The following is a 25601-nucleotide window of genomic DNA, read 5'->3' as shown; positions in this document are numbered from 1 at the left end:
GTAATTGGACCGCAGCGAGCTATGTTAACTATTTTCAAACAATATATTATAAAATTCAAACATCAATATCTTTCCTGAACCCGGTAGGATTTCGGGGTTACGCCAATTTGCTTTTTGAATAAATTATTGAAGTAAGCCGGATACTCGAAGCCAAGGCAAAATGCGATTTCGGCAAACACTCCAGTTGGAATGTCTCAGCATAACCTTTGACTGCGATAAAATGCGATCTATAATGTGCTCTGTGGTGGTTTTGCCCGTGCTTTCTTTCAATGATCGGTTGAGGTGGTTTACATGCACTCCGAGTTTCGCCGCAAAAGTCTTTGGCTGTTTTCAGTTTAAGCTTTTGTTCAGGCGATTCAATCGGAAACTGCCGTTCAAGCAACTCGTTAAACTGTGAAGAGAGCCGGGCCGAGCCCGTTGCATAACCTTCATTGGTTTCGGATGGCTGCATTTTCATCGCTTCGTGCGAGATCACATTTACGTAATTACGCATCAGCTCGTACTTGTGCACATAATCAGAATCGATGTCGGAGCGCATTTTACGGAAGATGCTTAAATAGATATTCTTCCTGCTCCTTACCCAGAAAATACACTGGAATACAGTCCGTTTTGAGGATCGGGCAGTCCGTAACAGCCTTAGCACGGCTCATTAAGCTTAGGAATGCATCCGTAAAAAGGCAGAAATATCCCGTTTGGTCTTCCGAAACCGCCTGCCAGGAATAAGGCACATTGCGGTTGAAAAAAACCAGCGCATTCTGATTGATCTCAACCTGTTGTCCGCCATAGGAAAGAATGCCTTTGCCAATGATGAGTGAAATCTTGTAAAAGTCACGGCTTGCGTAAGATGTGTATTTGTTGCACAACGCACGGGAAAACACATTGAAGTGGCCCTTATCTCCCGTTGTCTTATCGGGGCCTTCCAGGCCTTTTGCTGCCGGATGTGTCTGGTAAAAATGCGCTAGGCTCTCATTGGGTATCATGCTTGAAAATTATGAAATTCAAATATTCACTCCAAGATCAGCTCATTAAAAAATGGTTAGCAACGCGCATATCTTGCTAATGTTATACTTTTCAGGATTATAACAATCTTTATACAGTCAAAACGAAGAGGCCGGCATATCGCTATGCCGGCCTCAACACTATTTAATGATTTCCCGATCAGGTTATTCCCATCCTGGATTTTGCACGAGAAGCTTATTGTTATCGATTTCTGATTGCGGCAGCGGATACAGCCTGTGCTTGTTAGCCGCATTCGTTTTTCCAACCTTATGCAGGTTGGCCACAAATGTAGATTTTCCCGTGGCATCCTTTTGGCGGATCAGGTCAAACCAGCGCTGATATTCATACACGACTTCGAGGCGGCGATCCAGATACAAAGAATCTCTGAACTGATCTTTTGAAAGCCCTGCCGTAAGGTTGGCCAGACCTGCCCTTGTTCTCACGCGGTTCAGTGATTTGTATGCTTTCGCGGTCGGGCCGTTGGCTTCGTTTTCGGCTTCTGCATGGATCAGCAGTAACTCTGCATAGCGGATAATGGGCACATTGGCTGCCGACTGGTTGGTAACAGCAGTGGAAGCCGGGTCCACCATTTGGCCCAAAACGGCGTGGAATCATTAGGAACGGCCGGGTTCGTAATCGGAAGTGCATATTGACGACCATTGGACGGACTGGTGAAGCTCCTTGTAAAAGTGACAGCCCGCCTTTTGTCCCAAGGTTTAAACAACTTATAAATGCTGAATTGTTTATCCTGACCATTGGTGTAAAAACGAACCATATGTGCATAGTTGCCATTCAATTGCGGAATCCCGACAGGATCGCACGTGGATTTTCATTATTGCCCTGGTTCAATGCATTGGACTTGAACTGGGCCGAAAAGATGTGCTCTTTGTTGTTTTTAAATGCTGGCAAAAACACTTCCGCATAATTCGAAACCAGATCGTACCCATATGCTCCCGTGCCGCCGTCCGCAGGTGAAAGTGCTTCCTCAGCTGTTGCAACGGCATCCTTATAATGCGCAGCAATGTTGAGCGGCAACGAAGCTTTGGTCAGGTAAACTTTGGCTAGCAAAGCTTTTGCGGCTCCCGCAGTTGCCCTGCCCACATTGGGTGAAGCATAATTAGCCGGAAGCACAGCCGCAGCTTCGAGCAAATCTTTTTCAATGCTCGCGTAAACTTCCGTCGAAGGCGACTTTGCTATCTCATATCCAGCCGGGTCCACGAATTTCTGATATTCCTTGATCAGCGGAACGTCGCCGTACAACCGCACCAGATTGAAATAATAAAGCGCTCTCAAAAACTTGGTTTCTGCCAGCAGGCGCTCTTTCAATGCATTATCAAATTCGATGGCAGGCAATTTTTCCAAAACCACATTGGCCTTTTTGATGGCTGCATAATGTTGCTGCCAAAGCTCATAAATCCGCAGGTTTGTGGATGAATGCGCCTGCACCGAAAGAGACCGCACGTCCGGGTTTGTGGCGCCGGGGCCCGGATCTTCGTCATCGCTTGCCATATTCATCCCCGTGTTAAACAGCGTGTTATAAGGCGTTTGAATGTTGCTTCCGCCTGAATTGAGGAAGAAGTAAACTGCATTAACGGCGTTGATCGCGTCGGTTTGTGTTTTGTAATATTGCTCTTCCGAAAGGAACGATTCGGGTTCTTCTTTCAGAAATTCCTCGCAGGACGAAAGGCCGAGTGTGAGGGTGGCAACGATGATATATTTTAAACTTTTCATTTCAATTCTTTTATTTAAATGCTTTTGTAACAATGCATTAATGTCCATCACAGATCGCTGGTTATTTGTTAAAAGGACAGTGAAAGACCGACCTGATAAGATTTGTTATTTGGATAAACACCCTGGTCAATGCCCTTATTGATCAGCGACTGACCGTTCAAACTCACTTCCGGGTCATAACCTGTGTAATCTGTCCAGGTTACGAGGTTTTGCGCAGAGAAGTAAATGCGCAATGCATCAATGCCGACTCTGGACAAAAGTGTTTTGGGCAAATTATAACCGAATGAAAGGTTTTTGAGACGATAGTAAGTGGCATCTTCAATGAAGCGGTCCGAAATGGTGATCGCAGGATCCTGGAATGCGGCTTTGACGTCGGTGTTGGTGTTAGTCGGCGTCCAGCGATCAAGCATTACGTCTGAGGCATTCACATATCCGGTTCCCAGTTCCAGGTTCGCGCGGTTGGCATTGTACAATTTTCCACCGATGGATGCCTGGAAAAATACGGTCAGATCAAAGCCTTTGTAGTTAAATGTGTTAGTAAGACCCGTCGTAAAACCAGGCTGGTTGTCGATCACAACGCGGTCGCCAGCTTGCGTAATGACGCCGTCACCATTAATGTCCTTGTATTTCTGCCCGCCCGGACTTTTGTTCTGCTGAGGCGTAAGTGCGGCGTCTCCCTGCTGAATGATCCCGTCGGTTTTGTAGACAATAAAGGATCCTAGCGGTGAGCCCACTTTCGCAATCGAGGGCGCTGAAATCACAGGGATAATCTGATTCACATTATCTCCAAGGTTCAGGATCTTATTGCTGTTTTTGGCAAAAATAAAGATCGTGTTCCACTTGAAAGCGCCGGTTGTATTTTGGGAATTTACATACAATTCAATGCCTTGGTTGCTCACCTCGCCAATGTTCTGATACACGACGGAAGCCTGTCCATTATTGAAATCCGAAAGCCCGGAAGTTCCTGCAACAGTTCTGGTTAGCAAAAGATCAGTTGTTCTTTTGTAATAATAGTCGGCAATAATGCTCAAACGATTTTTGAACAAGCCCAGATCAACCCCGAAATCCACCTGAAATGTTTTTTCCCAGCCCAAGTTTGGATTGGGCACTGTGTTGGGTGCATAACCGGAAACGGTCGTGTTGGAGAAATTGTAGCGGAAATAAGCAAGCTGAGAAAGTGACTGATATGGCGGAATGCTTTGGTTTCCAGTCGATCCTGCGCTTACTCTCAGTTTCAGCAAGCTAATGTTTTTGAACTGCTGAAAGAATTTTTCACTGTTCAAATTCCAGCCAAATGCCGCCGAAGGGAAATATCCCCATTTGTTGCCTTCACCAAAACGCGACGAACCGTCTGCACGAAGCGTGAATGTCAGCAGATAACGATCGTCAAAAATGTAATTGATACGGCCCAGATACGAAGCAAGCGACCATTTACTGGCTGCCGAACGCGGCGCAATGCTTGTAATTCCCGTTGCCAGGTTGTTGTATTCAAATGCATCTGTTGCAAATCCGGCCGCTTCCGCAATCGAACCCTTAGATTCGGAAGTTTGCGCGGTAAAACCAACCACCGCATTAACGCGGTTCTTTTCATTGATTTCCTTATCGTAGCTTAATGTGTTTTCGTTCAGCCAGTTGGTTGTGAAAACAGATCCCACGATGGCGTTGCCGCTTAGCGCCTGTCCTTCTGCGGTTGTGCTCGGCAAGTAACGGTTTTGTTTGTTTCCCACCACATCAGCACCGATAAGCACTTTTGCTTTCAGGCCTTCAATGATCGTGTATTCGCCTGAAACATTACCCAGAAAACGGTTGGTAATGGTCTCATTCAACTGGTTATACAAGGAATTAATCGGGTTTTGCAGCGCTGATTCGAACGGACTGTTGACCACAAATCCGCCATTGTCCTGATAAATCGGCAATGCGGGCGGCGTTTGCAGTAAATTTCCGATGATGGAAGTCGGGGCAACATTGGCTTTCGTATTGCTTGCATTGAGGCTGGTAAAAATCCGGAACTTGTCATTATAGTTGTGATCCAAATTCACTCTCGCCGAAAATCTGCGGAAATCTGTGTTTTGCAGGATACCATTTTGTTTAAAATAATTACCTGAGATTGCCAGCCGCGTTTTATCCGATCCGGACAAAATAGACAGGTTATGGCTTTGCTGCGAGGCTTTTCTGAAAGCTGCATCCTGCCAATCCGTGCCAGCGCCCGTTGTATCCAATGCGTAACCCGTCACAGAAGGAATCGAAACATTCTTTCCTGAATTGGCGGCCGCGTCTTTACGAAGTGCCCACCATTGTCCTGCATCCAAAAGCGGAATGGTGCGGATCACTTCCTGCGTTCCGTAAAAAGCATCGTAATTGATCGATGATTTGTCTTTGGAACCGCTTTTGGTCGTGATAATAACAACGCCATTAGCGCCGCGCGATCCGTAAATGGCAGTGGCCGAAGCATCTTTGAGGACGTCGATATTTTCAATGTCCGCTGTGCTCAATGAAGATAACGGGTTGATTTTCGAACCGTCGGTTACGCCTGCATCGGCAACACTATAATCGTTGTTAATAGGAAAGCCGTCGATCACATAAAGCGGGTCGCTTCCGGCCGTGATGGAGTTGTTACCCCGGATCTGCACGCTCACGCCGCCACCAGGCTGCCCCGAAGTCTGCGTCACCACAGCTCCCGCCACCGATCCTTGCAGCAAACGCTCCACGGACGCCACCGGCTGGTTCTTGATTTCGAGCGGAACCGAAGCAATTGAGCCGGTTATATCCTTTCTTTTCTGCTCACCATAACCGATAACCACGACTTCATCAAGCAGGTTGGACGTTTTCAGAACCAGCTCGACAAGGTCTGTCGGAAGTTCGTAAATCTCTATTTCCTGCTGCTGAAATCCGGTAAGGTTCACCTGAATGGTGAATGGAAATTCTTTTGCAGCCGGAATGCTGAACTTGCCGTCCAGATCCGTGAGCACGTATTTTGAACTTCCTTTTTCGACAACCGTGGCTCCGGGCAATCCCTGGCCGGTTTCATCCTTCACAATTCCGCTGATCACCTCTTGCGCAAGGGCAAAGTCGGAGGTGAAAATCAGGACGCCGAGTAACAGGACAAGGCGTAAATTTTTAATGATCATTTTCTGGGGTGTAAAATTGTAAATACTTAATGGGTTGATTTAGTTGTTGATCGGGCATAGTTCACCCATGGAGCATTTAACGGCTGGCCGTATACGCACCTGGGCAAATTATAATGTGTTTTTGACTTAGCTGGCTACTTTGGCTTCGAGCAGCGGTTCTGTATGGACCGGATGCAGCGGCAGTTCGTCGCCTACCATCGGGCCATCAGCTGCGAGCTCGCTTCCTTCTTTTTTAGATTTGAGAATCGGCCACAGGAACTGAGCATACCACTCTTCTTCCTTATAATGCTTGATGCCAAATGAAGTCGGATAACGGCGTGTAATGATGCCTGTGCCGAAAATGATGTCCCAAAGGAAAAACATATTGCCAAAGTTGCCTTTGTAATGCCCTACCCCATCGTCTGTCGTATCCGCATGGTGCGCATAATGCGTCGCAGGCGTGGAAATGAACCTTTCGAGCACCCAGCCGATCGGATTGAGCAGCTTGTATTTGTAAAAAGGCTTGTCCCAAGGAATGCTGGAATGTGCGCCTGTTACGATCAGCGATTTGACCACTTTAACAAACAATGCGGCGTAACCCAGCCCCATATAGGTGAGCGCGACGGTAAGATAAGTTTGTGAAAAAAAGACGGTGTAAATAACATTCTGTCTTCCGGCCATGGCCATTCCCATGTATGGTGCGCTGTGGTGCGTGCGGTGAAAACGCCATAACCAGGGCACCTGATGATGCAGACGGTGATACCAATATTGGGTCAAATCATCGGCAACGGCAATGATCGCGAACGCCCACCAGAAAGGAACCCATGAAAAACTTCCTTTTAATCCCGGCAGCGCTTGTGGCAGCAATTTCAAACCATAATAAGCTACGACGGGAGGAATGATAATTTTTGGAACGACGAAGCAGACAATGTCAAGGATACGCTCATTTTTTGTCCATTTGGTTTCGTACAGCCCGGCTCCGAATTCGATGACGCCGATGGCTAAAATGATCACGGGCAATCCCCAGGAGCTTAAATTGTTAAAAACCGCCTCAATAAAACCGGGCACTTTGAAAGGGAACGCATTACTCGCGGCCCATGGCTTGTGATCGGTGAAGTAAAAAGTTGCGAACATCAGCGCGATGGGCGCCAGATAAAGCAGAATACTGAGTAAAGCATCACGCCATATCCTTTGCGTAACATTTTGTTCAATTTTCATAATAGTAATAGTTAAAGTGGAGTTACGGATTATTTGAGTAGACTTTGCGCAAGCCAGATTCCTCCGGCGATCAATGCAAATGGCACCAGCGTCAGAAAAATACCGACGGCAATTTTTTTAGCCAGTAGAAATACATCAGAAAACGTCATAGCAATGCATGGTTATAGATCAGAAATTTCAGAGAAATGTCTTGTTTGGGAGGTCGTAAGAATGGAGTTTTGGCTATTGCAGAGCGCAATTTGGCCGGGCTAGTTCAACAGCAACAATACAAGGATAGCATTGCTGCGTTGGAAGAAGAACTTCGTGAATAGTACCACCGTGGTGCCATAGCTGACAATTTTATGATTAGAGCGAATGTTAAATATTAAGTTGTTGCGGCTTGCTGTAAGGGTGGTTCAAACATTAGCCTACTTAATTCATAGACAAAGTAAAGTTAATAATTATTACGAAGCAAGCGCAAGCGAAATTTTTCGCAAACTTGAAGCGTTACCTGGCGATATGCTTAAATTGCGCATTCCAGAGTCTGACTTTTAAACCGATAACCAAAAAAACAATGACCAAAAGTATTCTGTTCATGCTGGCCGGAGCTGCATTGAGTTTCGCATCCTGTCAAAATAAGCAGTCGGAAAGCTCCGATGCAGCGAAAACCGACAGCACACTGGCGCCTGTGGAAACACAAAAAGCCAATACAAGCTACAAACCTGCATTTGAAGGACAAACGAGAATTGGCGGAGTAAAATCGACTACTCCTTATGAAGGAAAAGTATTAAGCAGCGATCTTAAAAATCCATGGGGCATCACGACGCTTCCTGACGGCCGCCTGATTATCACCGAAAAAGCGGGCACAATGCGCATTGCAACAACGGATGGCAAGGTAAGCGCACCCATCACGGGCATTCCGACTGTGAATGCAGAAGGCCAGGGCGGTTTGCTGGGCATTCGTGTTGACCCTGATTTTGAAAAAACAAGGATGGTTTACTGGGTATTTTCTGAACATTTGAAAGACGGCAACCTCACTGCGGTGGCAAAAGGAAAACTTTCAGCAGATGAAAAGAAGATCGAAGGAGCAACGGTTATTTACCGCGCTACACCGGCTTATAATGGCACGCTGCACTACGGAGGAAGGATTTTGTTTGACAAAAACAATGACCTGATCATCAGCACAGGCGAACGTTCGGACACGGTTACCCGGCCACAGGCGCAATCATTGAATTCAAGCCTGGGAAAAGTGATCCGCATTACGAAAGAGGGCAAACCTGTTTCGGGCAATCCGTTTGAAGGAAAAGACGGCGCAAAACCGGAGCTGTATTCTTATGGCCACCGCAATGTGCAAGGCCTTGCATTTCATCCGGTTACCAACGATTTATGGGAAGTTGAATTCGGCCCGAGAGGCGGCGATGAGCTGAACCGCATTGAAGCGGGTAAAAACTACGGCTGGCCTACGATCACCTACGGCATTGAATATGATGGCAGAAAAATCGGCGATTCTATTCAGCAAAAAGCAGGCATGGAGCAACCGGTTTACTATTGGGACCCGGTCGTTTCGCCAAGCGGCATTACATTTTACAGCAGCGACAGCATTCCGGAATGGAAAAACAACCTGTTTATCGGCGGTCTGAGCAGCATACATATTTTGCGCCTGATCATTGAGGATAACAAAGTCGTGGGCGAAGAAAGGCTTCTTGCCAGCGAAGGCCAGCGTTTCAGGGACGTAACGCAGGGTAAGGACGGCGCACTTTACGCAGTCACCGACCAGGGCAGACTCTACAGAGTTTATAAGAAGTAACATTCTTTTATATAAAATGGCAAATCCTGAGCTTGGACACTTCAAACGTCCGGTCTCAGGATTTTGCATTTAAGATCTCCCTACTACATTCGGTTCGGCTCCTGCCTGGTCAAAAACCGGATCCTGACCAATGTGCCTCTGCCCGGCATGCTTTCGATATCCATGGATGCCTTCATCAGCTCGCAAAGCTTTTTGACAATAAACAACCCTAATCCCTCACTTTCCTTAATGTGCTCGCTGCCCTGCGGCTTGCCTGCGGGAGGCTCCTGCATCAGTGCGGGCTGCTGGTGACTGGTAGCCGCATGCACGGCAGGCCGTAGTTGATCTGCTAGCAACGCAGCCGGACTGCCGGGCGAAATCCGGGCCGGTGTCCTGAATGCTCAATGTCCATCTGAGTGGATTTTCCTGTGCCCAGGTGATATAGATGCTGCCCTGGCGGGTGTATTTAATGGCGTTATATAACAGATTGATCAAAATACGCTGGACTTTTACGCGGTCACTCGTCACTTCCAGCTTTTCCGGCCCGTTTCCTTCAAGCAGCAAATTGTTGTGCTTGGCCATGGGTTGGGCATTTTCGAGCGTCTCCTGAATGAGCTTGGCTACGTCAAATTGCTGAATGTCCAGCTCATCCTGACCGGCTTCCACGTGTGCATAGTCGGTCAACTGCAGCAGCATTTCCCGAAGTGAGGAAAGGTTTCTGTTGAGCACTTCCATCAGTTCTTCACGCTCGCTATCCTTACGCGGCAGTTCAAGCATTTGCGAAGCCATCATCAACACACTGAATGTTGACCGCAGATCATGTGAGGTTTCGCGCAAGTGTTCGCCGCGCTGCTTACTCAGCTGTTGAAGCTGGTCTAATGCATATTCGAGACTCTGCATGCGTTCGGCAGCATTGTTTTGCATCAACTGGCTGTAATACAAAATGCTTCCCCGGATGGCCTGCGAGTATAAATTAAAGATTTCGCGATGAACCGTAAGCAACGTTTGCGGGTCCACACTTACATTATCATCGTGCTGAAAAGCATTGATCTCGTCGAGTAATGTTGCAAATAAATGCTCCACTTCACTCGTCAGATCTTGCAATGAATAACCCGCCTGCCAGCGATGCAGTCCGTGCTCACTGGCAATCCGGACCGGATCGGCCTCGGCCTCCTCATTTTTTAGCCTCGCAAGCAGAACCGCTAACAATACGGGAACCTGATCATTGAATTCTTCGCGGGAAAAGCTGCTTTTGCTGTTCATTGTTTGGTCCGTTTCGCACCGGATACGCCAATTAACAAGCATTGTTTCCAACCTTGCCTGAAAATAATGAATGAGCCTTTCCATTTCCTTGTCGGAAGCAGATTTCTTTTTTGTCATGGATATAGAGTGAATTGTTACGCGGCACGAAGTGTATTATTTCTGTTCCAGGCAGGAATTATTTACATTTTTTTTATTTTTGTAATGCCTTATTCAGCAATAATCAAGGCGTATTGTGCACTGGGTTTCGAGCGATATGATTACAATTTACATTGCAGATGATGATGAAGACGACAGGATGCTGCTTAGAGAAGCGCTGACAGCCGTTATTAAAGATGTCCGGATCGTGGAAACATGCAATGGAAATGAACTCCTTCAAAACCTGGATCAGAATGAATTTCTGGGGAATTCGGCGCTGATTTTGATGGATATGAATATGCCCAAACTGAACGGCCTCGAGGCGCTCTCGCGGATCAGGGCGAATGAACGGATGCAGCATGTTCCGGTTATCATGCTTTCCACAGCTTCGAGCCCCGACCTCATCAAAACGGCTTACCATTCTGGGATCAATGCTTACATGACCAAGCCTTTTTTGCCAGACGATTATGTGCAGATTGCGCAAGCGGTTAATGTTTGTTTTTTGAATAATCAGTTGCTGCCGCAGGAGCAAATGGTGGTAAGGGGTTCAAAAATGAAGAATGTCCTTATTGTGGAGGATAACGCCGATCATTCCAAACTGATCAAAATGGCGCTGTCCTCAACGCTTCCACATGCCAATGTAATCGGCATTTGTGATGAGGCTGGCACGTTGGATTATCTGGCAAACCAATGGCAGGATGAGCACCGCGCGCCTGAAATGATTTTGCTCGACCTCTATTTGCCGGACCGGAAAGACGGCCTTGATCTGCTCGACCGGATCAGAACATTTTTGTTCAGTAAAAATCTTTTTACCATTCCGATCATTATCGTGAGCCATTCCGACGACTCGGGCGACATTACTGATTGTTACCGGCAACGAGCCAATGCCTATATGGTAAAAGCACCCGACCTTGGTTCATGGATTAACCACTTCTCCAATCTCTGCCACTTCTGGACAAACACGATTGTGTTGCCAAAAGCCGCATAAGCATTTTAAAACTACTGAGAATATTTCGGCACAATTTTTATGATCAGCATTGCCTCTAAACGAAGCATTTCTGATCATGGAAAAGAAAAATCATACAGATACTGTTCCCGAAAATCACCTCGGCGATTCGCTTGATATCGAAAGCATTAAAGAATGCGAAACGACTGAGGATGCAATAATGCGCTTTGAAAAGGCCAAGCAGCGGCTTTTGAATGTGAACGACTGGCATCACGTTGCCGGAGAATTGCTGGCGCACTTTGCACTCACAGATCAATCCGGTGCGCCCATAACCGGCATTGCGCAGGAAGGCTTGCTCATCAAAGTTGACATTCCGGGCCCAGGAACGGAGGCTGCTGATGGCTTTGACTGGGTGGTTATTGAAAAAATCGAGTCAGAAAAAACCGGTAATGTGGAAAGCATCGCGGTGCGGGTAAGACCTACTTCGGCGCCGGGATCGGAAACAGATGAGACGGCACACTTTTACGCGCCGGATGCAACCAGCACATTCACCGTCAGCCGCGATCATCTGAAAATAACGGCGGGTGTTTACGACCGCAACCTGGAACCCAACCAGGAATCCACCAAACTTTGGGACAAGATCCGCAATGCGATTATTGGTTTTGCTGGTAAAAAAGGAGTTCTGCTGCGCAGTGGAAAGCCTTCGCGAATGGACTCATCGAAGCCTGAAAATCGGCATTGGTATAGTTTTTACTGTTTAGCAGTAACATTACGAATAACTTGAAAATGGGAAAAACAACAAACTACGAGTCCTGGCTGTCCACCGTGACGCTGGACAGAGAAGAGGATGTATATGATCTGTATAACTCGATCAGCAACTTTGAGGGCTCCGGCAAATTTTACACCTCCAAAGAAGTCACCAATGACGGATACGAATATCTGGTTAAGGCAGAAGGAAGCGCAGACGACCTGTTTTTAGAATCGGATGAGGCTAAGTTTGAGTTTCTTAAACTTTTGGCCAGCAATCATACTGATGCCGAAGACGGCGACATTCAAAAGTGGTATAAAATGAAAACAGAGCTCGGCAGAACGGACTAATCCGGACCAGCCTGAATGATAGCGAAAGAGCCGGTTGTGCAGCAATGCATGGCCGGCTTTTTTCATGTTTTTGCTAAAAATAAAATATAACTTTTCCGATGGAGGAAAATCTGATATTTTGGGCTAACTTTTTTGTTTCAGGGATCCACTTCCTATCTTCGCAAATGTACAGCCTCCACACTACGAAATACATAATGTTAACGTAATAGCACTGTTTATCAAAGATATACACATAAATTTACGGTATAATTTCAACATTCTACACATTCAGCTAGTAGTATTTTGAGGGGATATAAATGTATTTTTACGGCAAGAAAGTATTATTCAAAATACACAACCTGAGGGAGTAAACATCATATTGGATTTAATTATTCGAAGATAAAGCGGGTATATTAAGGAATAGTAATTAACCAACTAAACGTTCCTTAATATGAAATCGATTTTAACTATCGTGTTAATGTTTCTTATGTGCTCCTTTGTAGCTGCGCCGTCGGGCGGACCGTGCGGCGTCACCGATCCGACAATTGAATTAAACAGTGTTACACCGGATGGAGAAAATTGTATCGTCGATCTGACGGTTACATTTAAGATCTTCAAAAACAACGGAAATAAATTCACCTACATTCACTTCTGGCGCCCGGACGAATATCCAAGTCCTGCATATAAGAAAGGTCCCGATGCAGATGAGCTTGGTAAAGTGCTGGCCACCATTGCGATAGACACGGACGGCGAGGTGTCGCTGCTGTCGGAATACAAACCGGATGAAAGCATTGTCCCTTTATTTGACGGATTATCTGTTTCCGAGATCAATGAGGGAGACTCTAATTATGAAATCACGGTTGAGCACGTTCGGTTCGTAGTTCCCGGCGCTTGTACGGATGTGCCGCACCTTGAAGCAGATGTCTGGTCGACACAGGCGGCTGCGAAAAATTCGCCAGTTCATTGCGTTAATGCGCTGCCTGTTGAGCTTGCTAAGTTCCGGGGTGACAGAATGGGCGACGGAATCTCGCTTTCGTGGATAACGACGGAGGAAATTTCCAGCAATTATTTTGAGATAGAAAGAAGTGCAGACTTATCCGAATTTACAACATTGGGTAAAGTGCAGTCCAATGGCACCAGCAAGGTCACGCAACATTACAATTTCACTGACCATTCACCCCTTGCGGGCAACAATTATTACCGGCTGAAAATGGTTGACGTGGACGGCTCGTTCGAAAACTCAAAGATTATTAATGTAGAGAATCACGCTAAAAGCGTTGCTTTCGCGCTGCTGGGAAATCCGGTCATCAATCGAGAGATCAAATTCATTTTGTCCAATGCGAGCGCCTCAAACATTAACTTATATGACCTGACGGGCAGCAAACTCAATTTCTCGGTCACGAGCGTCGGCAATAATTACACCATTAAGCTAACAGAAAATGTAGCTTCCGGCCTTTACCTGCTTTCCCTGCGAGGCAATGGAGCGGCAGAAAACACGAAGAAAATCCTGATCCCCTGAGTGCCTTGCTTGATGCTATACATGCCAAAGGCTGCCTTTTCGGGCAGCCTTTATTTTTTTAAATGATTTGCTGATCAGTAACCTGGGTTCTGTGTCATGTTGGGGTTTCCTTCGGTTTCTCTTGCTGGGATTGGCCAGAGATAATCCTTTTGAGAGAAAGTGCGGGTTTCAACATTCACAGGTTTCTTTGTTTTGGGATTAACAGCTCCTTCTACAACACCATTCATGACTTTCTCTGCAATCTTCCACCGGCGGATATCAAACAAACGACTTCCTTCAAATGCGAGCTCGACACGTCTTTCACGCTGATAAAGTTCTCTGATTTTCGCTTCTGAATTGTAGACAGCCGCACTTGCATTTGGCATTTTTGCCCGGTTACGGATCTGATTTATGTATTTCAACACGTCTGGATCGCTCCATTTTCCGCTTTCCACCAATGCTTCCACATACATTAATAGCAGATCGGCATAACGATAGATCATGTAATCGAGCGAGCCGCCTTTGCCTTTATCAGCCAGATCCACATACTTCCTTAACCAGTAACCCGTTTTGGACGAGTAAATCGCGGCCAGACGGTTTGGATTGTTGGGTGAATCGTCCCAGGGATTGAGGTCTCCATAATAGGTTGAGCCAGGATAAGCAATCGTTGCGTCCATTCTCGGATCGCGGTTCGATTTGTAATTCGGGCTCTGCTTGTAAATTTCGGCGCTGTCTGCTCCCAGTTCGGTCAACGTTTTGCCTTGCCTGGTTTCGTATGCATTTACCAGCGAAGCAGTGGGGTTAAGACAAGCATTTCCGCCCAGATAGCCGGGTGCGCTTCTGTAAAAAGTGTCATTATTTCCAGCCTGCTTGATGAATATCCGCTCTTCATTGACCTGACCTTCGTAGTTAAACAATGTTACATAGTTAGGATGCAGTTTGTAAAGGTTCATGTCAATCACCTGCTTTGCGGCGGCTGCTGCTTCTGCATATTGCTTATTATTAAGCAATGCAACGGCTTTCATGGTGTAACAAGCGCCTTTTGTAATTCTTTTTACGTCGTTAATCGGATACGTTGTGGGCAAGTCCGCGGATGCAGCATTCAACTCAGCCACCACGAAGTCAACAATCTCCTGCCTTGTATTTTTTTTCAGATCCGTTTCGGTTGGCAGCACAACCGTGGTCACAATGGGGACTTCGCCATAGTACAAAAACAAATCCAGATGCAGCCAAGCGCGCAGTGCGCGTGCCTCGGCGAAATAACGTTTTTTCAGACCAGCCTCTATCAATGCTGTTCCTGCGTGTTCCAAAAAGCGGTTAGCACGCCGGATGGCAATGTAATTTTCTTCCCAAACCGGCTGCACAGCGAACCAGTCACCGCCCCGCATTTGCGAATTGGCATTGCCAAGCGCGATCGTATTGACTTCCCCAAAAAAGTTGGCATACCAAACTGCATTGTCAGTCATGCCTTCAAATGTGATCCGGGTGTTTCTTTTATACTGAAACTGTCCGGTTGGCACCTGCTCATAAATCGCATTAAGCGCGGCATTGATCTCGCCTTCCGTGTTCCAGAAATTTTCGTCCGTAGTTGCCGTCGGATGGTCTTTTGTCAGGAACTCCTCGTTGCAGGCGCTGAGAAAAAACAGGCTTATGAGTAATATATAGGTTCTTTTCATGATTAATCGAATTAGAATTTAACGTTCAAGCCCACTGTAAAGACTTTCATGATCGGATAGTTTGCTTCGTCACCGCGTGTTTCCGGATCGAAATGCTTCATTTTACTCAGCGTGATGGCGTTTTGCGTATTTACAAAAACCCGCAGCGCATTGATCCGCATTTTCTTTACAATGTCCGGGTGAAAATTATAGCCGAGCTGAATGTATTTGACCCTCAAAAACGCTGCATTGGTTAGCCAGTAATCGGCGGGCAGCACATTGTTACCAGGCGATGGCGCCAGTCTCGGATACATTGCGTCAGGATTTTCGGGTGTCCAGTAGTCCGTTTGAAACTGCATGGGTGTTCCACCGTTGAAATTGGAAGTAACATTAAGCGGAGTCTGATAGCGGCCTGAATAGTAAGCAAGGCTTCTTGTAAAACCATTCAGCTGTGTTTCGACCGAAAATCTTTTGTAAACAAAATTGAGGTTAGCAAAGTAACTGCCCTGCGGATTGGGGTTGCCGGATGTTACTTTATCTGCCTTATCAATGTTTTTGTCCCCGTTGATATCAATGTATTTAATGTCACCAATCTGCTGTCCGGGCAAGAGCGTTGCACCGCCGTCAATGTCCTTTTGCGTAAGCAAGCCGTCAGTTTTGTATAAATAATAACTGTTAACCGGATGGCCCACTTCGTTAATGTCAAGGCCATTGGTTCCAATGTAGGGGCCGCCGCGGAGTGAAAGAATTTTGTTTGAATAGTAAGAATAACCCACGCTCGCGCTCATTTCGAGATCCTTATTGATCGTTTTGGCATAATTAAGCATGAATTCCCAGCCCTTATTGGACACCGAACCGGAGTTGATCGGCAGCGTGGCGACGCCGGACGACAGCGACAATGGCGGCGCCAGCAGAATGTTATCCGTCGTTTTGCTAAACCAGTCGATCGTCAGACCAAGATTCTGAAACAGTCGGATATCGGTTCCTATGTCAAGCATTTTGACCGTTTCCCATGTGATTTCAGGGTTTCCAATGGATGTTTCTGTTCCGTTGCCACCATTGATCAGGCTTTGATATCGATAGAGTTCATTGACATCGTCATTTCGGCCATTGTTGCCCATTAAGCCATAGGAAGCTCTTAGTTTAAAGCTGGTGATGAACTTCGCATCTTTCAAAAATTCTTCATTATGCACATTCCAGCCCAAGGCAACGGAAGGGAATGTGCCCCACTTATGACCCGGACCGAATTTAGAGGAACCGTCCGTTCTCACCGTGCTTTCGAGCAAATATTTGTTATTGAAAACATAGTTGAATTTGACAAAATAGGAAGCCAGGTTCGCCTGATCGAAGTTCGAAATGAAATTCGCCTCGCGAGAGATCCCGCCTATCGCGTAAATGAAATGCTTGCCATAGGTCTGCGAAAATTCAAGATTGGACGAGAGATAATTGTAAGTGCTCCTGCCCACGGTCGATCCTTTCGAGTTCCCGTATGTAAACACCAGATTACCAGTATAATAATCCAGGAAATTATAAGAATTCCGGTTGTCGAGATAGCCGTTTGAATTGACCCGATACAAATATTGCCCGCGCAGTTTAAGCTCGGGTGTAATCTGCCAGGAAGGCTGAAAATTGATGTTGATCTGATCCGCCTTATTCTGCGCATAACCGCCTTTTTCCAGCTCCGCCATGGGGTTCATCATTTCGCCAAAATTCCCGTAGGCCTGATAACCATCGTCTGTTAGCGGATATTTCGGGACAATGTTGGGTGGTGTCGTGTAAACGAGGTGAAGCGAATTGCCAAACCTCACAAGTTCAGAGCGGTTTCGGCTTCTGGTTGCCACCAGGTCCAGCAACATGGAGACGTTTTTGGTAAGCGTCACGCCTGTGTTGGCACGAAACGAAAATCTTTCAAAATCACGCTTCGGCGTCAGTCCGTCCTGATATAAATAGTTACCGCTTACGGCAAACCGCGCCAGCTCGTTGCCGCCCGAGATGCTCACAGAATGACTTTGAATGACCGGATTCTTCTTAAGTATTAGTTTTGACCAGTTGGTGTTCGGATAATTCACCGGATCATCGCCTGCAATCGTTTTTTGAATGGTCTCTTCGCTGTATGGTTCCAGACTGCCAATGTTGGCATAAGCTTCATTAACCATTGTCATATATTTGGGTGCATCCACAAATTTGGGCAGGTAAGTCGCATTTTGAACGCCTCCATAACCGTCGTAAGTGACCGCCAACTTGCCTGGAATTCCTCTTTTAGTCGTAACCAGGATGACGCCGTTCGCAGCCCGGGCACCATAAATCGATGCTGCGGCTGCATCCTTTAATACTGTAATGCTTTCCACAGTCGTTGGATCAACAGAATTAATGTCAAAGGGAACGCCGTCCACCAAAACGAGTGGAGATGTGCCGCCGATCGTTGAAATTCCGCGGATCAGAATGTTGGAGCGGTCCTCTCCTGCCATCCCACTTCCCTGCATAACCGTAAGCCCGGTGACGCCGCCTTGCAGTGCTTGCGACAATTGCGTGATCGGCTTGTTGGCAACGGCTGCTTTTACGTCGAGTTTCCCAATGGAATTGGCCAGGTTACGCGCCTTCTGTTCAGAATAACCGGTGACTACAACCTCATTAAGCGCGGTATTCTGCTCTGCAAGCGAAACAACCAGGTTTTTTGTGCCCAAACAACCACTTCTTTGGCATCCAGCCCGATGAATGTAAAAACGAGCACTTCGCCATTTCGTACCAAAATCTCGAAGTTTCCATTTACATCGCTGGTCACACCGCGGTCTGTATTCTTGACTTGCACCGTCACGCCGGGCAAGGAAACGGGTGGTTCTTTACTGTCGAACACCTGCCCTTTTACCATAAAACTACTGTCTGGCAATGCTCTCGACGTGTTTTGAACTGGTTTTTCCAAAGGTTTCAAAAGTGAGTTCTTGGCCGGATTCCGTTTCAGCAGGATCGTGTTTCGGCTGGACAATTTGTAAGTAATCCCAAGCGGCTCCAACATTTCATTCAAGACAGATTCTAGCCGCGATTTGTCATATTGAAATGAGACTTTACGGTCTGCATTGATGATCTGGTGACTGTAAACGAACTTCACATTAACCTGTTTTTCGATCCTTTCCAGCACCTGATCGAGGCTGATTTCTTTAACGGTAATTGATATACGTTCGTTTAAAATATTTTGCTTGTCCGGGGCCTTAGCAAGCACGGTTCCGGCTAAAATGAGGATTAGCGTCATTTGCCTGGTTAAATTCCTCGCCAGGCGGGACAAGGTCAAGACGGTTTGTCGACGTTTTTGCATAAGTTAATCAGGTTTTATGTTTTGGAATTAGTGAGTTGTATCGCAGCCGTCGGAAAAAATCGAAATCGCACCCTGATGCATTTCGAACTTAGCGTCAATTACTTCGCAGATCATTTGCAGCTTTTCACGGATGGGCTCGTCGCCAAGTTTGGCTGTAATGTTGCAGTTGGAAGTGACTTGCCTGTCGAAATTGATATGCACGCCATACGCCTGCTCCAAAGCGAGGAAAACATCTTTCACAGGTGTCTTTTTGAATGTAAAATATTGAGATTCAATAGGCAGGCCAATCAAAACAGGCGTTGCAACATCCTTTTGTGAAAGTTCAGATTTCTCCGGGTCTAGTGTTGCCAGTTGGTTGGGATTCAACGTGATATGCCTCGACTCGGCTTTATTCAGCATGGCAATTTCGACCACACCCGTCTTAACCACCAGCTGCACCTGTTTTTCTGCCGCATTAGCCTTGATGCTGAAACTTGTTCCGGTGACTCTGGTCAGCATTTCGCCGGCGTAAATGAAAAAGGGCTGATCGGGATTTTTCTGAACTTCAAAAAAAGCTTCCCCAACCATGACCACCTCACGCTTATCCATTGCAAAAGTGGCTGGATAACTTATTTTGGCCGCTTTCTTTAATATCACAGCGCTTCCATCCGGCAAAGTCACCAGCTTAACCGCTTCATCCTGATTGATCACTTCGATTATTTTGGAACGATCAGACTGCATAAGCACGGCATTGTAAGGCGTTTCGGAATGCCGCTTCAAATAATATCCGCCAAATCCCAGCATTAACAGCAACACTGCCGCCGCCTGCAACCAGCTTCTTCGCCACCAAATATTTTTTTGGCTTTCCTGACCAATGTATCCCAGCAGGTTAGCCTTCCGGGAAGCAAGTTCAGCGTCAGAAATGTCGTCGACATCGCCGCGCACCGTGAGCAGTATTTCTCTGGCTTGCTCCATGTTTTCGGCCTGGGCAGGCGTGTTTTCAAGCACGGAAAGCCAAAATGCCTCACGCTCGCCCTTGTAAACCCATTTGCGAAAATCCGGATCGTCGAGCCAGTCTTTCACCTCGAAGTTCTTATAATTATTCATGGAATTGTTAAATAGTGGACTTCTGCTACGATGAGTGAGCCGCTATTGTTCCATACCCATGGACTATTGAGAAATTTGAAAAAAATTTTAACGGAAAGATTTCTCAGCTAATGTAGTCGATAAACATGGCGAGCAGAATCGTCTTATACTTCCAATATTCCCGCAATTTGAGAAGCCCGTAATGCAGATAATTGGCGACTGCCTGCTTCTGTAATCCCATGATCCCGGCAATTTCCTCATTGCTCAGATTTTCATAATATTTCAGATAAAGGGCTTCCCGCTGCCTTTTGGGCAACATTTCAATGCCGGTTTCGAGCCGGCTGCTGGTAAGGGCGTCGGTTTCATCGGCGATCCAGGTGAGTTCAGGCGAGCCGTCATAGGAAGCAAATTCGTCGCCGGTCGGCAAGTTCGAAAAACGGGCTTGCCGTTTGAGCCGAGCAATTAAATTGTTTCGGAGAGACTGAAAAAGATAAGCCTTAATAGAAATAATGTGGCTCAGTTTTCCACGCTTTTCCCAGATTTCGAGGAATAGATCCTGGATACAATCTTTGATCAGATCCTTATCCGTGGCGAAGCGTGTTCCGTAATGATAGAGGGGATTAAAATTGAGATCCACGAGCTCACCAAAGGCAGCCATATCGCCGGCACAGATCTGCAACCAGCGTTCAGTCAAATAAGGATCATTTATGTAGGCTGCTTGTTTCACACAAATCCGGGACAAAACTTCCAATTATTCAGGAAAAACTCACTTCACATTATGCAAAATTTTCTTGTAATGAGAATGTAAATAAGCATAACGCACTGGCACAACTGTCCTGCCGTGTCTTGTATAAGTAACTAATATCCACATCAACCCACAATCAACTATTGCAACTTAGTTGCAAACCGCATACATTTGCAACCAAGTTGCAGAAGCTTAATGTTATTAAATCAAAACCTATGAAATTAAAAAAACACCTGGCATTTGGTCTCTTGTGTGGAATGACCGTTTTGTTTGTTCAATGCAAAGACTCCGGCGACGACTTGGAGCCTGATGATGAAAATGAGCTGATCACTTCGGTGACGCTTACTTTTAAAGAAGCAGGCACGGGCACGACCACTTCATTCAGCTTTAAGGACGCGGACGGCGACGGGGGCAATGCGGCTACGCAATTTGATACGGTTTCGCTGAAAGCCAACACGGAATACACCATGTCGATCGCGCTTTTGGATGAGAGCAAAACGCCGACCGAAGACATTACGGACGAGGTTGCGGAAGAATCGGATGAACATTTGCTCATTTACACACCAACGCCTGCTTCACTGCTTACTTACACTTATGGTGATAAGGATGTCAACAATTTCCCGATCGGATTGACTGGAACTGCCAAAGCAGGCGCTGCGGGAATTGGAAAGTTGAAAGTGCAGCTTCGCCATCAGCCAGGAGCGAAAAATGGCACGCCGACACCCGGAAGCGACGACGTAAACCTAGACTTCAACCTAAAAATAAAATAGAAACAAAGGAACTTCCCCCCGGTTTCAACCGGGAGATACTCAGAATCTCAACCGTCACTTTTGCGTAAAAAGTTTGATCGTATAATCCAGTAACGCCGTATCCCCGGATTTGCCATGCCCCGGAATAACGAACTGCATATCCGGATGTTTCACTTTCAACTTGGTCACCGTCGCCGACCAATCCTTCACATTGGCATCTTCCAAATTACCTTTTGAGGCGTCAACTGACTTAATCAGACAGCCGCCGAAAAGCACTTTATCCGCTGGAAAATATCCCACAACATTGTCTCTTGTGTGGCCTTCACCAAAGAATTCTACGTCAACCGGCTTGTCGCCTACTTTCAAATCCAGCTTGTTATCAAATCCGTTTTGCGGAACCTGATAGTTTTTTGCCTTAGCCGCAGCAATCGTCCGGTTTTCAGGCGTAGGAAGGAATTCCGCGGCGGTGAAACTCTTGCAAACCACCCAGACAATCGGCGTGAAAGTGTGTGGGCACAATGGCGATCACCTTACATTGCAAACTGTCCCGGACCCAATTCAGCAATGCCGCGGATGATGAATCGTCGGCCGGTGTGTCGAAAATAATGGCTTCGTTTTTATCAAAAACGATCATTCCATTGCAATCAACCTTACCGTAATCTTGTGTTTGCAAAAAAGTCGTATGCTGGTAAACGTTGTCTTTGACCTTTTTCAAAATGAGGCCATCGGAGGTTAAACTTTTGTCGGCAATCTTGGCCGATTTGCACCCGAAGATGAATAAAACAAAGCAAATGAACAGGAGTGATCTCATGGATGAGTTGTGGTAAAAGGTTGTGAGCAGCCGGTTAAACATAACCGACCGGCAATTTATATTTTTTGCCATTTACTTGTCCACGGGCGCACAGAAATCATTCAGTCTGGTCAAACCACTGCAATCGGCTTAAATTATAATAGATGCTGACTATTGAATCATAGAATTAATCGATTGTGATTATACATTTCAATCACATAACTTCGCCTTCCTGCATAGTTAGTCGTTGCAGACTCGTATCGAATTTAATATAAACTTATACATATGGAAGACGGATCAAATGACATCAGCAAGTGTCCATTTCACAATGGAACTTTGAAACAAAGTGTTGCTGGCGATGGCACCAGAAATCGTGACTGGTGGCCAAATCAATTGAAGCTGAGCATTTTGCGTCAGCATTCATCGAAATCAAACCCATTGGGCGAAGATTTTGATTATGCCGAAGCTTTGCAAAAGCCTTGACCTGGAAGCCGTGAAGCAAGATCTTCACGCACTGATGACAGATTCACAAGACTGGTGGCCAGCGGATTTCGGCCATTATGGTCCTTTATTTATCCGCATGGCCTGGCATAGCGCGGGCACTTACCGCGTGTTTGACGGCCGCGGAGGTGGCGGATCGGGGCAGCAGCGTTTTGCTCCGTTAAACAGCTGGCCGGACAATGTGAGCCTTGATAAGGCGCGCAGATTGCTTTGGCCAATCAAACAAAAATACGGCCGTAACATTTCTTGGGCTGATTTAATGATCCTGACCGGAAATGTGGCTTTGAGATCGATGGGCTTCAAAACCTTTGGATTTGCAGGCGGACGCGCCGATGTGTGGGAGCCGGATGAAGACGTTTACTGGGGTTCGGAAACAACCTGGTTAGGCAATGACCACCGTTATGCGGACGGCACGCCCGGCGTTGCTGATAATGGTGTTCTGGTTTCAGATGAAAATCCGAATGGCCATATGCACCAGTCGCGCAATTTGGAGAAACCGCTTGCTGCGGCGCATATGGGCCTTATTTATGTAAATCCGGAAGGACCAGACGGTAATCCTGACCCTATTGCTGCTGCCAGGGACATTCGAGATACATTTGGCCGCATGGCGATGAACGACGAAGAAACCGTTGCATTGATCGCGGGCGGACACAGCTTTGGAAAAACGCACGGCGCAGCTCCTTCTGAGCACGTTGGCAAAGAACCGGAAGCTGCTGATCTCGAATCACAGGGTTTTGGATGGAGCAACAGTTATGGTTCTGGAAAAGGTGCGGACACCATTACGAGCGGACTTGAAGTAACCTGGACCACGACGCCGACACAATGGAGCAACAACTTTTTTGAAAACCTGCTTGGCTTTGAATGGGAATTGACCAAAAGTCCGGGCGGTGCGCACCAATGGGTTGCTACGAACGCTGGAAGCATTATTCCTGATGCTTATGACGATTCGAAAAAGCATGCTCCTACCATGCTTACAACGGATTTAGCACTGAGATCTGACCCGGCTTACGAAAAAATTTCGCGTCATTTCCTGGAAAACCCGGATGCATTTGCAGATGCTTTTGCTCGCGCCTGGTTTAAGCTGACACACCGTGATATGGGCCCGCGCGCCCGCTATCTGGGACCGGATGTTCCTGAGGAAGTGTTGATCTGGCAAGATCCTATCCCGGCTGTTGACCATGCATTGATCGACGAAAGTGATATTGCTTCCCTGAAAGCAAATATATTGGGATTAGGGCTTAGCGTTTCTGAGCTTGTTTCTACTGCCTGGGCTTCTGCCAGCACATTCCGTGGTTCGGATAAGCGCGGTGGTGCGAATGGTGCCCGCGTTCGCCTGGCTCCTCAAAAAGATTGGCAGGTTAACAATCCTGTTCAGTTGAATAAGGTTTTAAATGTTCTGGAAGGCATTCAGGAAACGTTTAATGGCTCACAATCGACAGGCAAGAAAGTGTCGCTAGCCGATTTGATCGTCTTGGCAGGTTGCGCTGGTGTGGAAAAAGCTGCGAAAGATGCAGGACATTTCATCGCCGTTCCTTTCACCCCTGGCCGTATGGACGCTTCTCAGGAAGAAACGGACATCGAATCTGTTGGATATTTGGAACCGATTGCTGACGGTTTCCCGGAATTACCGCAATGTTAAACCATCGGTTTCTACGGAAGCATTGTTAATAGACAAAGCACAATTGCTAACGCTTACCGGACCTGAATTGACCGTTCTGGTTGGTGGTTTGCGCGTTTTGAATGCGAACTTCGACGGTTCGAAGCACGGCGTATTTACGCAGTCTCCTGGCAAATTGACCAATGAATTCTTTGTAAATCTGCTGGATATGAACACTGCGTGGAAAGCGATGTCGGAAGACAAAGAGTTGTATTTGGGAAGCGACCGCGGAACTGGTCAGCCAAAGTGGACGGCAACGCGCGCAGACTTAGTATTTGGCTCAAATGCTGAATTAAGAGCGCTTGCCGAAGTCTATGCAAGCTCAGATGCGCAAGAAAAATTTGTGAAAGATTTCGTTGCCGCATGGGATAAAGTAATGAACCTGGATCGTTTTGATCTGGCGTAATAATAATGATTAATTAATAAAAGGCCATTCCGGATTCGGGATGGCCTTTTTGCTGTTAAGTTTACCCGGAAGGCTGACGCAGAACTCTTTTCTGAGAATGTTCTTGACAAATTTTTGAGGTGACAGGCCCAGATAATGTTTAAAATCTTTGGTCAAATGGCTCTGATCATGATAACCAAACTTTTCGACCAAAGTAAGCCAATCCACCTGATTGCCTTCAAGCTGCTGAATGCTTTCGATTACTTGTTTGAAGCGCAAAAACCGGAGCAATTCCTTGGGTGAGTAACCCATATATTTTTTGAAACGAAGCTGCACTGTCCGTTCGGACAAATCGGCATCGTGAGCAATGGCCTTCACTGGTTGTACGAGCGGATTCTCAAAATAAGGAATGCCGGCCATTAATGGCGAAGTTGCCTCATCGGCGTCATGAATAAAGGCCAAAGCATGCGATTTCATCAGGCTAATGCGATCATTAAGATTCGTTAGATCTTTGAGCGACTGCCACAATGTTTCAAACCCCGTAATGTTGAGCAGCAGATCCGGGTCAATAAGTCGCTCCTCACCTATTTCATCCATTGGAACCTGCATTAGCCGGTAAAATCCATTGGGGTTAAAGACGGCAACGATCATATCCGTTCCCGGCAACACCTCGTAATTGAGCATTCTCCTCAGCGGACCAATCGCGGAAACGCGTTCCATTCGCAAGCCGTTAAAATCCTCATCCGCAAAGGAAGCCCGTATGGGCGGTCCAAAATTAAAGATCAGCATCATTTCCAGATTGGGTGACAAATGCTGAATTTTTGGTTCAAAATCCGCCGGTGCCTGAACACAGTAGAAGTATTTTACTGCATCAAGCACCTGATCAGTGACTTCAATGTGGGTTTCAAATAGTTCGGATCGCATGATATGGGCTGGTAGCGAAATAAAATTACAGAGTTTCAATAATTATATTCGCAACGTTTGTTCACAAACTTGTGTCAGTCA

At 46.5% G+C, this 25601-nt stretch carries 20 protein-coding genes and 2 pseudogenes; 7 read left to right on the top strand and 15 right to left on the bottom strand.

Translation table 11 applies throughout. From position 1 onward, the window contains the following. Positions 1 to 62: 62 nt before the first annotated feature. The 6 genes from AC0IYG_RS24695 to AC0IYG_RS24670 form a co-directional block, all read right to left on the bottom strand. On the bottom strand, positions 63 to 179 hold the full coding sequence (locus tag AC0IYG_RS24695; RefSeq protein ID WP_471713732.1) for a helix-turn-helix domain-containing protein: 117 nt from the start codon (positions 177 to 179) through the stop codon (positions 63 to 65). 360 nt (positions 180 to 539) lie between these two features. Beyond that, positions 540 to 980: an AraC family ligand binding domain-containing protein gene (locus AC0IYG_RS24690; protein WP_471713731.1), complete on the bottom strand. Its 441-nt coding sequence runs from the start codon at positions 978 to 980 to the stop codon at positions 540 to 542. Between the two features lie 183 nt (positions 981 to 1163). Beyond that, the gene (locus AC0IYG_RS24685; protein ID WP_471713730.1) at positions 1164 to 1589 is read right to left on the bottom strand and encodes a RagB/SusD family nutrient uptake outer membrane protein; all 426 of its coding nucleotides are present in this window, start codon (positions 1587 to 1589) and stop codon (positions 1164 to 1166) included. Positions 1590 to 1791: 202 nt separating this feature from the next. Next, complete coding sequence (locus AC0IYG_RS24680; protein ID WP_471713729.1) at positions 1792 to 2730, bottom strand: RagB/SusD family nutrient uptake outer membrane protein; 939 nt, start codon at positions 2728 to 2730, stop codon at positions 1792 to 1794. Positions 2731 to 2798: 68 nt separating this feature from the next. Then, on the bottom strand, positions 2799 to 5858 hold the full coding sequence (locus tag AC0IYG_RS24675) for a SusC/RagA family TonB-linked outer membrane protein (protein ID WP_471713728.1): 3060 nt from the start codon (positions 5856 to 5858) through the stop codon (positions 2799 to 2801). Between the two features lie 126 nt (positions 5859 to 5984). Beyond that, positions 5985 to 7055 carry a sterol desaturase family protein gene (locus tag AC0IYG_RS24670; protein WP_471713727.1) on the bottom strand — a complete coding sequence of 357 codons (1071 nt, stop codon included), beginning with the start codon at positions 7053 to 7055 and terminating at the stop codon, positions 5985 to 5987. A gap of 553 nt (positions 7056 to 7608) precedes the next feature. Between AC0IYG_RS24670 and AC0IYG_RS24665 the strand changes: the two genes are divergently transcribed. Next, positions 7609 to 8841 carry a PQQ-dependent sugar dehydrogenase gene (locus AC0IYG_RS24665; RefSeq protein WP_471713726.1) on the top strand — a complete coding sequence of 411 codons (1233 nt, stop codon included), beginning with the start codon at positions 7609 to 7611 and terminating at the stop codon, positions 8839 to 8841. 83 nt (positions 8842 to 8924) lie between these two features. Here AC0IYG_RS24665 and AC0IYG_RS24660 read toward each other — a convergent pair whose 3' ends face one another. After that, positions 8925 to 9113, bottom strand: coding sequence for an ATP-binding protein (locus tag AC0IYG_RS24660; protein WP_471713724.1), 189 nt, complete (start codon positions 9111 to 9113; stop codon positions 8925 to 8927). Beyond that, positions 9067 to 10200, bottom strand: coding sequence for a sensor histidine kinase (locus AC0IYG_RS24655; RefSeq protein WP_471713722.1), 1134 nt, complete (start codon positions 10198 to 10200; stop codon positions 9067 to 9069). Before AC0IYG_RS24655 ends, AC0IYG_RS24660 begins: the two co-directional genes overlap by 47 nt. Positions 10201 to 10336: 136 nt before the next feature. On the opposite strand from AC0IYG_RS24655, the gene AC0IYG_RS24650 reads away from it, so the two are divergent. The 4 genes from AC0IYG_RS24650 to AC0IYG_RS24635 all read left to right on the top strand — a co-directional run bounded on the left by AC0IYG_RS24650 (position 10337) and on the right by AC0IYG_RS24635 (position 13760). Then, entirely contained in the window at positions 10337 to 11206 is an 870-nt protein-coding gene (locus tag AC0IYG_RS24650) for a response regulator (RefSeq protein ID WP_471713721.1), read from the top strand. 76 nt (positions 11207 to 11282) lie between these two features. Beyond that, entirely contained in the window at positions 11283 to 11948 is a 666-nt protein-coding gene (locus AC0IYG_RS24645; RefSeq protein WP_471713720.1) for a hypothetical protein, read from the top strand. A 2-nt stretch (positions 11949 to 11950) separates the two neighbouring features. Then, entirely contained in the window at positions 11951 to 12262 is a 312-nt protein-coding gene (locus AC0IYG_RS24640; protein WP_471713719.1) for a hypothetical protein, read from the top strand. Positions 12263 to 12692: 430 nt separating this feature from the next. Further along, positions 12693 to 13760, top strand: a complete 1068-nt coding sequence (locus tag AC0IYG_RS24635) for a T9SS type A sorting domain-containing protein (protein ID WP_471713718.1) — start codon at positions 12693 to 12695, stop codon at positions 13758 to 13760. Between the two features lie 74 nt (positions 13761 to 13834). On the opposite strand, the gene AC0IYG_RS24630 is transcribed toward AC0IYG_RS24635, so the two are convergent. The 5 genes from AC0IYG_RS24630 to AC0IYG_RS24610 form a co-directional block, all read right to left on the bottom strand. Next, positions 13835 to 15415, bottom strand: coding sequence for a RagB/SusD family nutrient uptake outer membrane protein (locus AC0IYG_RS24630; RefSeq protein WP_471713717.1), 1581 nt, complete (start codon positions 15413 to 15415; stop codon positions 13835 to 13837). 11 nt (positions 15416 to 15426) lie between these two features. Then, on the bottom strand, positions 15427 to 18078 hold the full coding sequence (locus tag AC0IYG_RS24625) for a SusC/RagA family TonB-linked outer membrane protein (RefSeq protein ID WP_471713716.1): 2652 nt from the start codon (positions 18076 to 18078) through the stop codon (positions 15427 to 15429). After that, a complete protein-coding gene (locus tag AC0IYG_RS24620) occupies positions 18015 to 18704 on the bottom strand; it encodes an STN domain-containing protein (RefSeq protein ID WP_471713715.1) in 690 nt (229 codons plus the stop codon). The genes AC0IYG_RS24625 and AC0IYG_RS24620 overlap by 64 nt, the downstream gene beginning before the upstream one ends. A gap of 27 nt (positions 18705 to 18731) precedes the next feature. Then, entirely contained in the window at positions 18732 to 19790 is a 1059-nt protein-coding gene (locus AC0IYG_RS24615; protein WP_471713714.1) for a FecR family protein, read from the bottom strand. Positions 19791 to 19893: 103 nt separating this feature from the next. Continuing rightward, entirely contained in the window at positions 19894 to 20463 is a 570-nt protein-coding gene (locus AC0IYG_RS24610) for an RNA polymerase sigma factor (protein WP_471713713.1), read from the bottom strand. A 266-nt stretch (positions 20464 to 20729) separates the two neighbouring features. On the opposite strand from AC0IYG_RS24610, the gene AC0IYG_RS24605 reads away from it, so the two are divergent. Beyond that, on the top strand, positions 20730 to 21284 hold the full coding sequence (locus tag AC0IYG_RS24605) for a hypothetical protein (RefSeq protein ID WP_471713712.1): 555 nt from the start codon (positions 20730 to 20732) through the stop codon (positions 21282 to 21284). Positions 21285 to 21338: 54 nt separating this feature from the next. On the opposite strand, the pseudogene bla reads toward AC0IYG_RS24605, so the two are convergent. Continuing rightward, a pseudogene (gene bla, locus AC0IYG_RS24600) lies at positions 21339 to 22074 on the bottom strand (subclass B1 metallo-beta-lactamase). Positions 22075 to 22338: 264 nt separating this feature from the next. On the opposite strand from bla, the pseudogene katG reads away from it, so the two are divergent. After that, positions 22339 to 24617: pseudogene (katG, locus tag AC0IYG_RS24595) on the top strand (catalase/peroxidase HPI). A 9-nt stretch (positions 24618 to 24626) separates the two neighbouring features. Here katG and AC0IYG_RS24590 read toward each other — a convergent pair. Next, entirely contained in the window at positions 24627 to 25520 is an 894-nt protein-coding gene (locus tag AC0IYG_RS24590; RefSeq protein ID WP_471713711.1) for a helix-turn-helix domain-containing protein, read from the bottom strand. Between the last annotated feature and the right edge of the window lie 81 nt (positions 25521 to 25601).

It is taken from the genome of Dyadobacter sp. AC419, from assembly GCF_979253085.1.
This window is presented reverse-complemented; position numbering and strand designations above follow the sequence as displayed.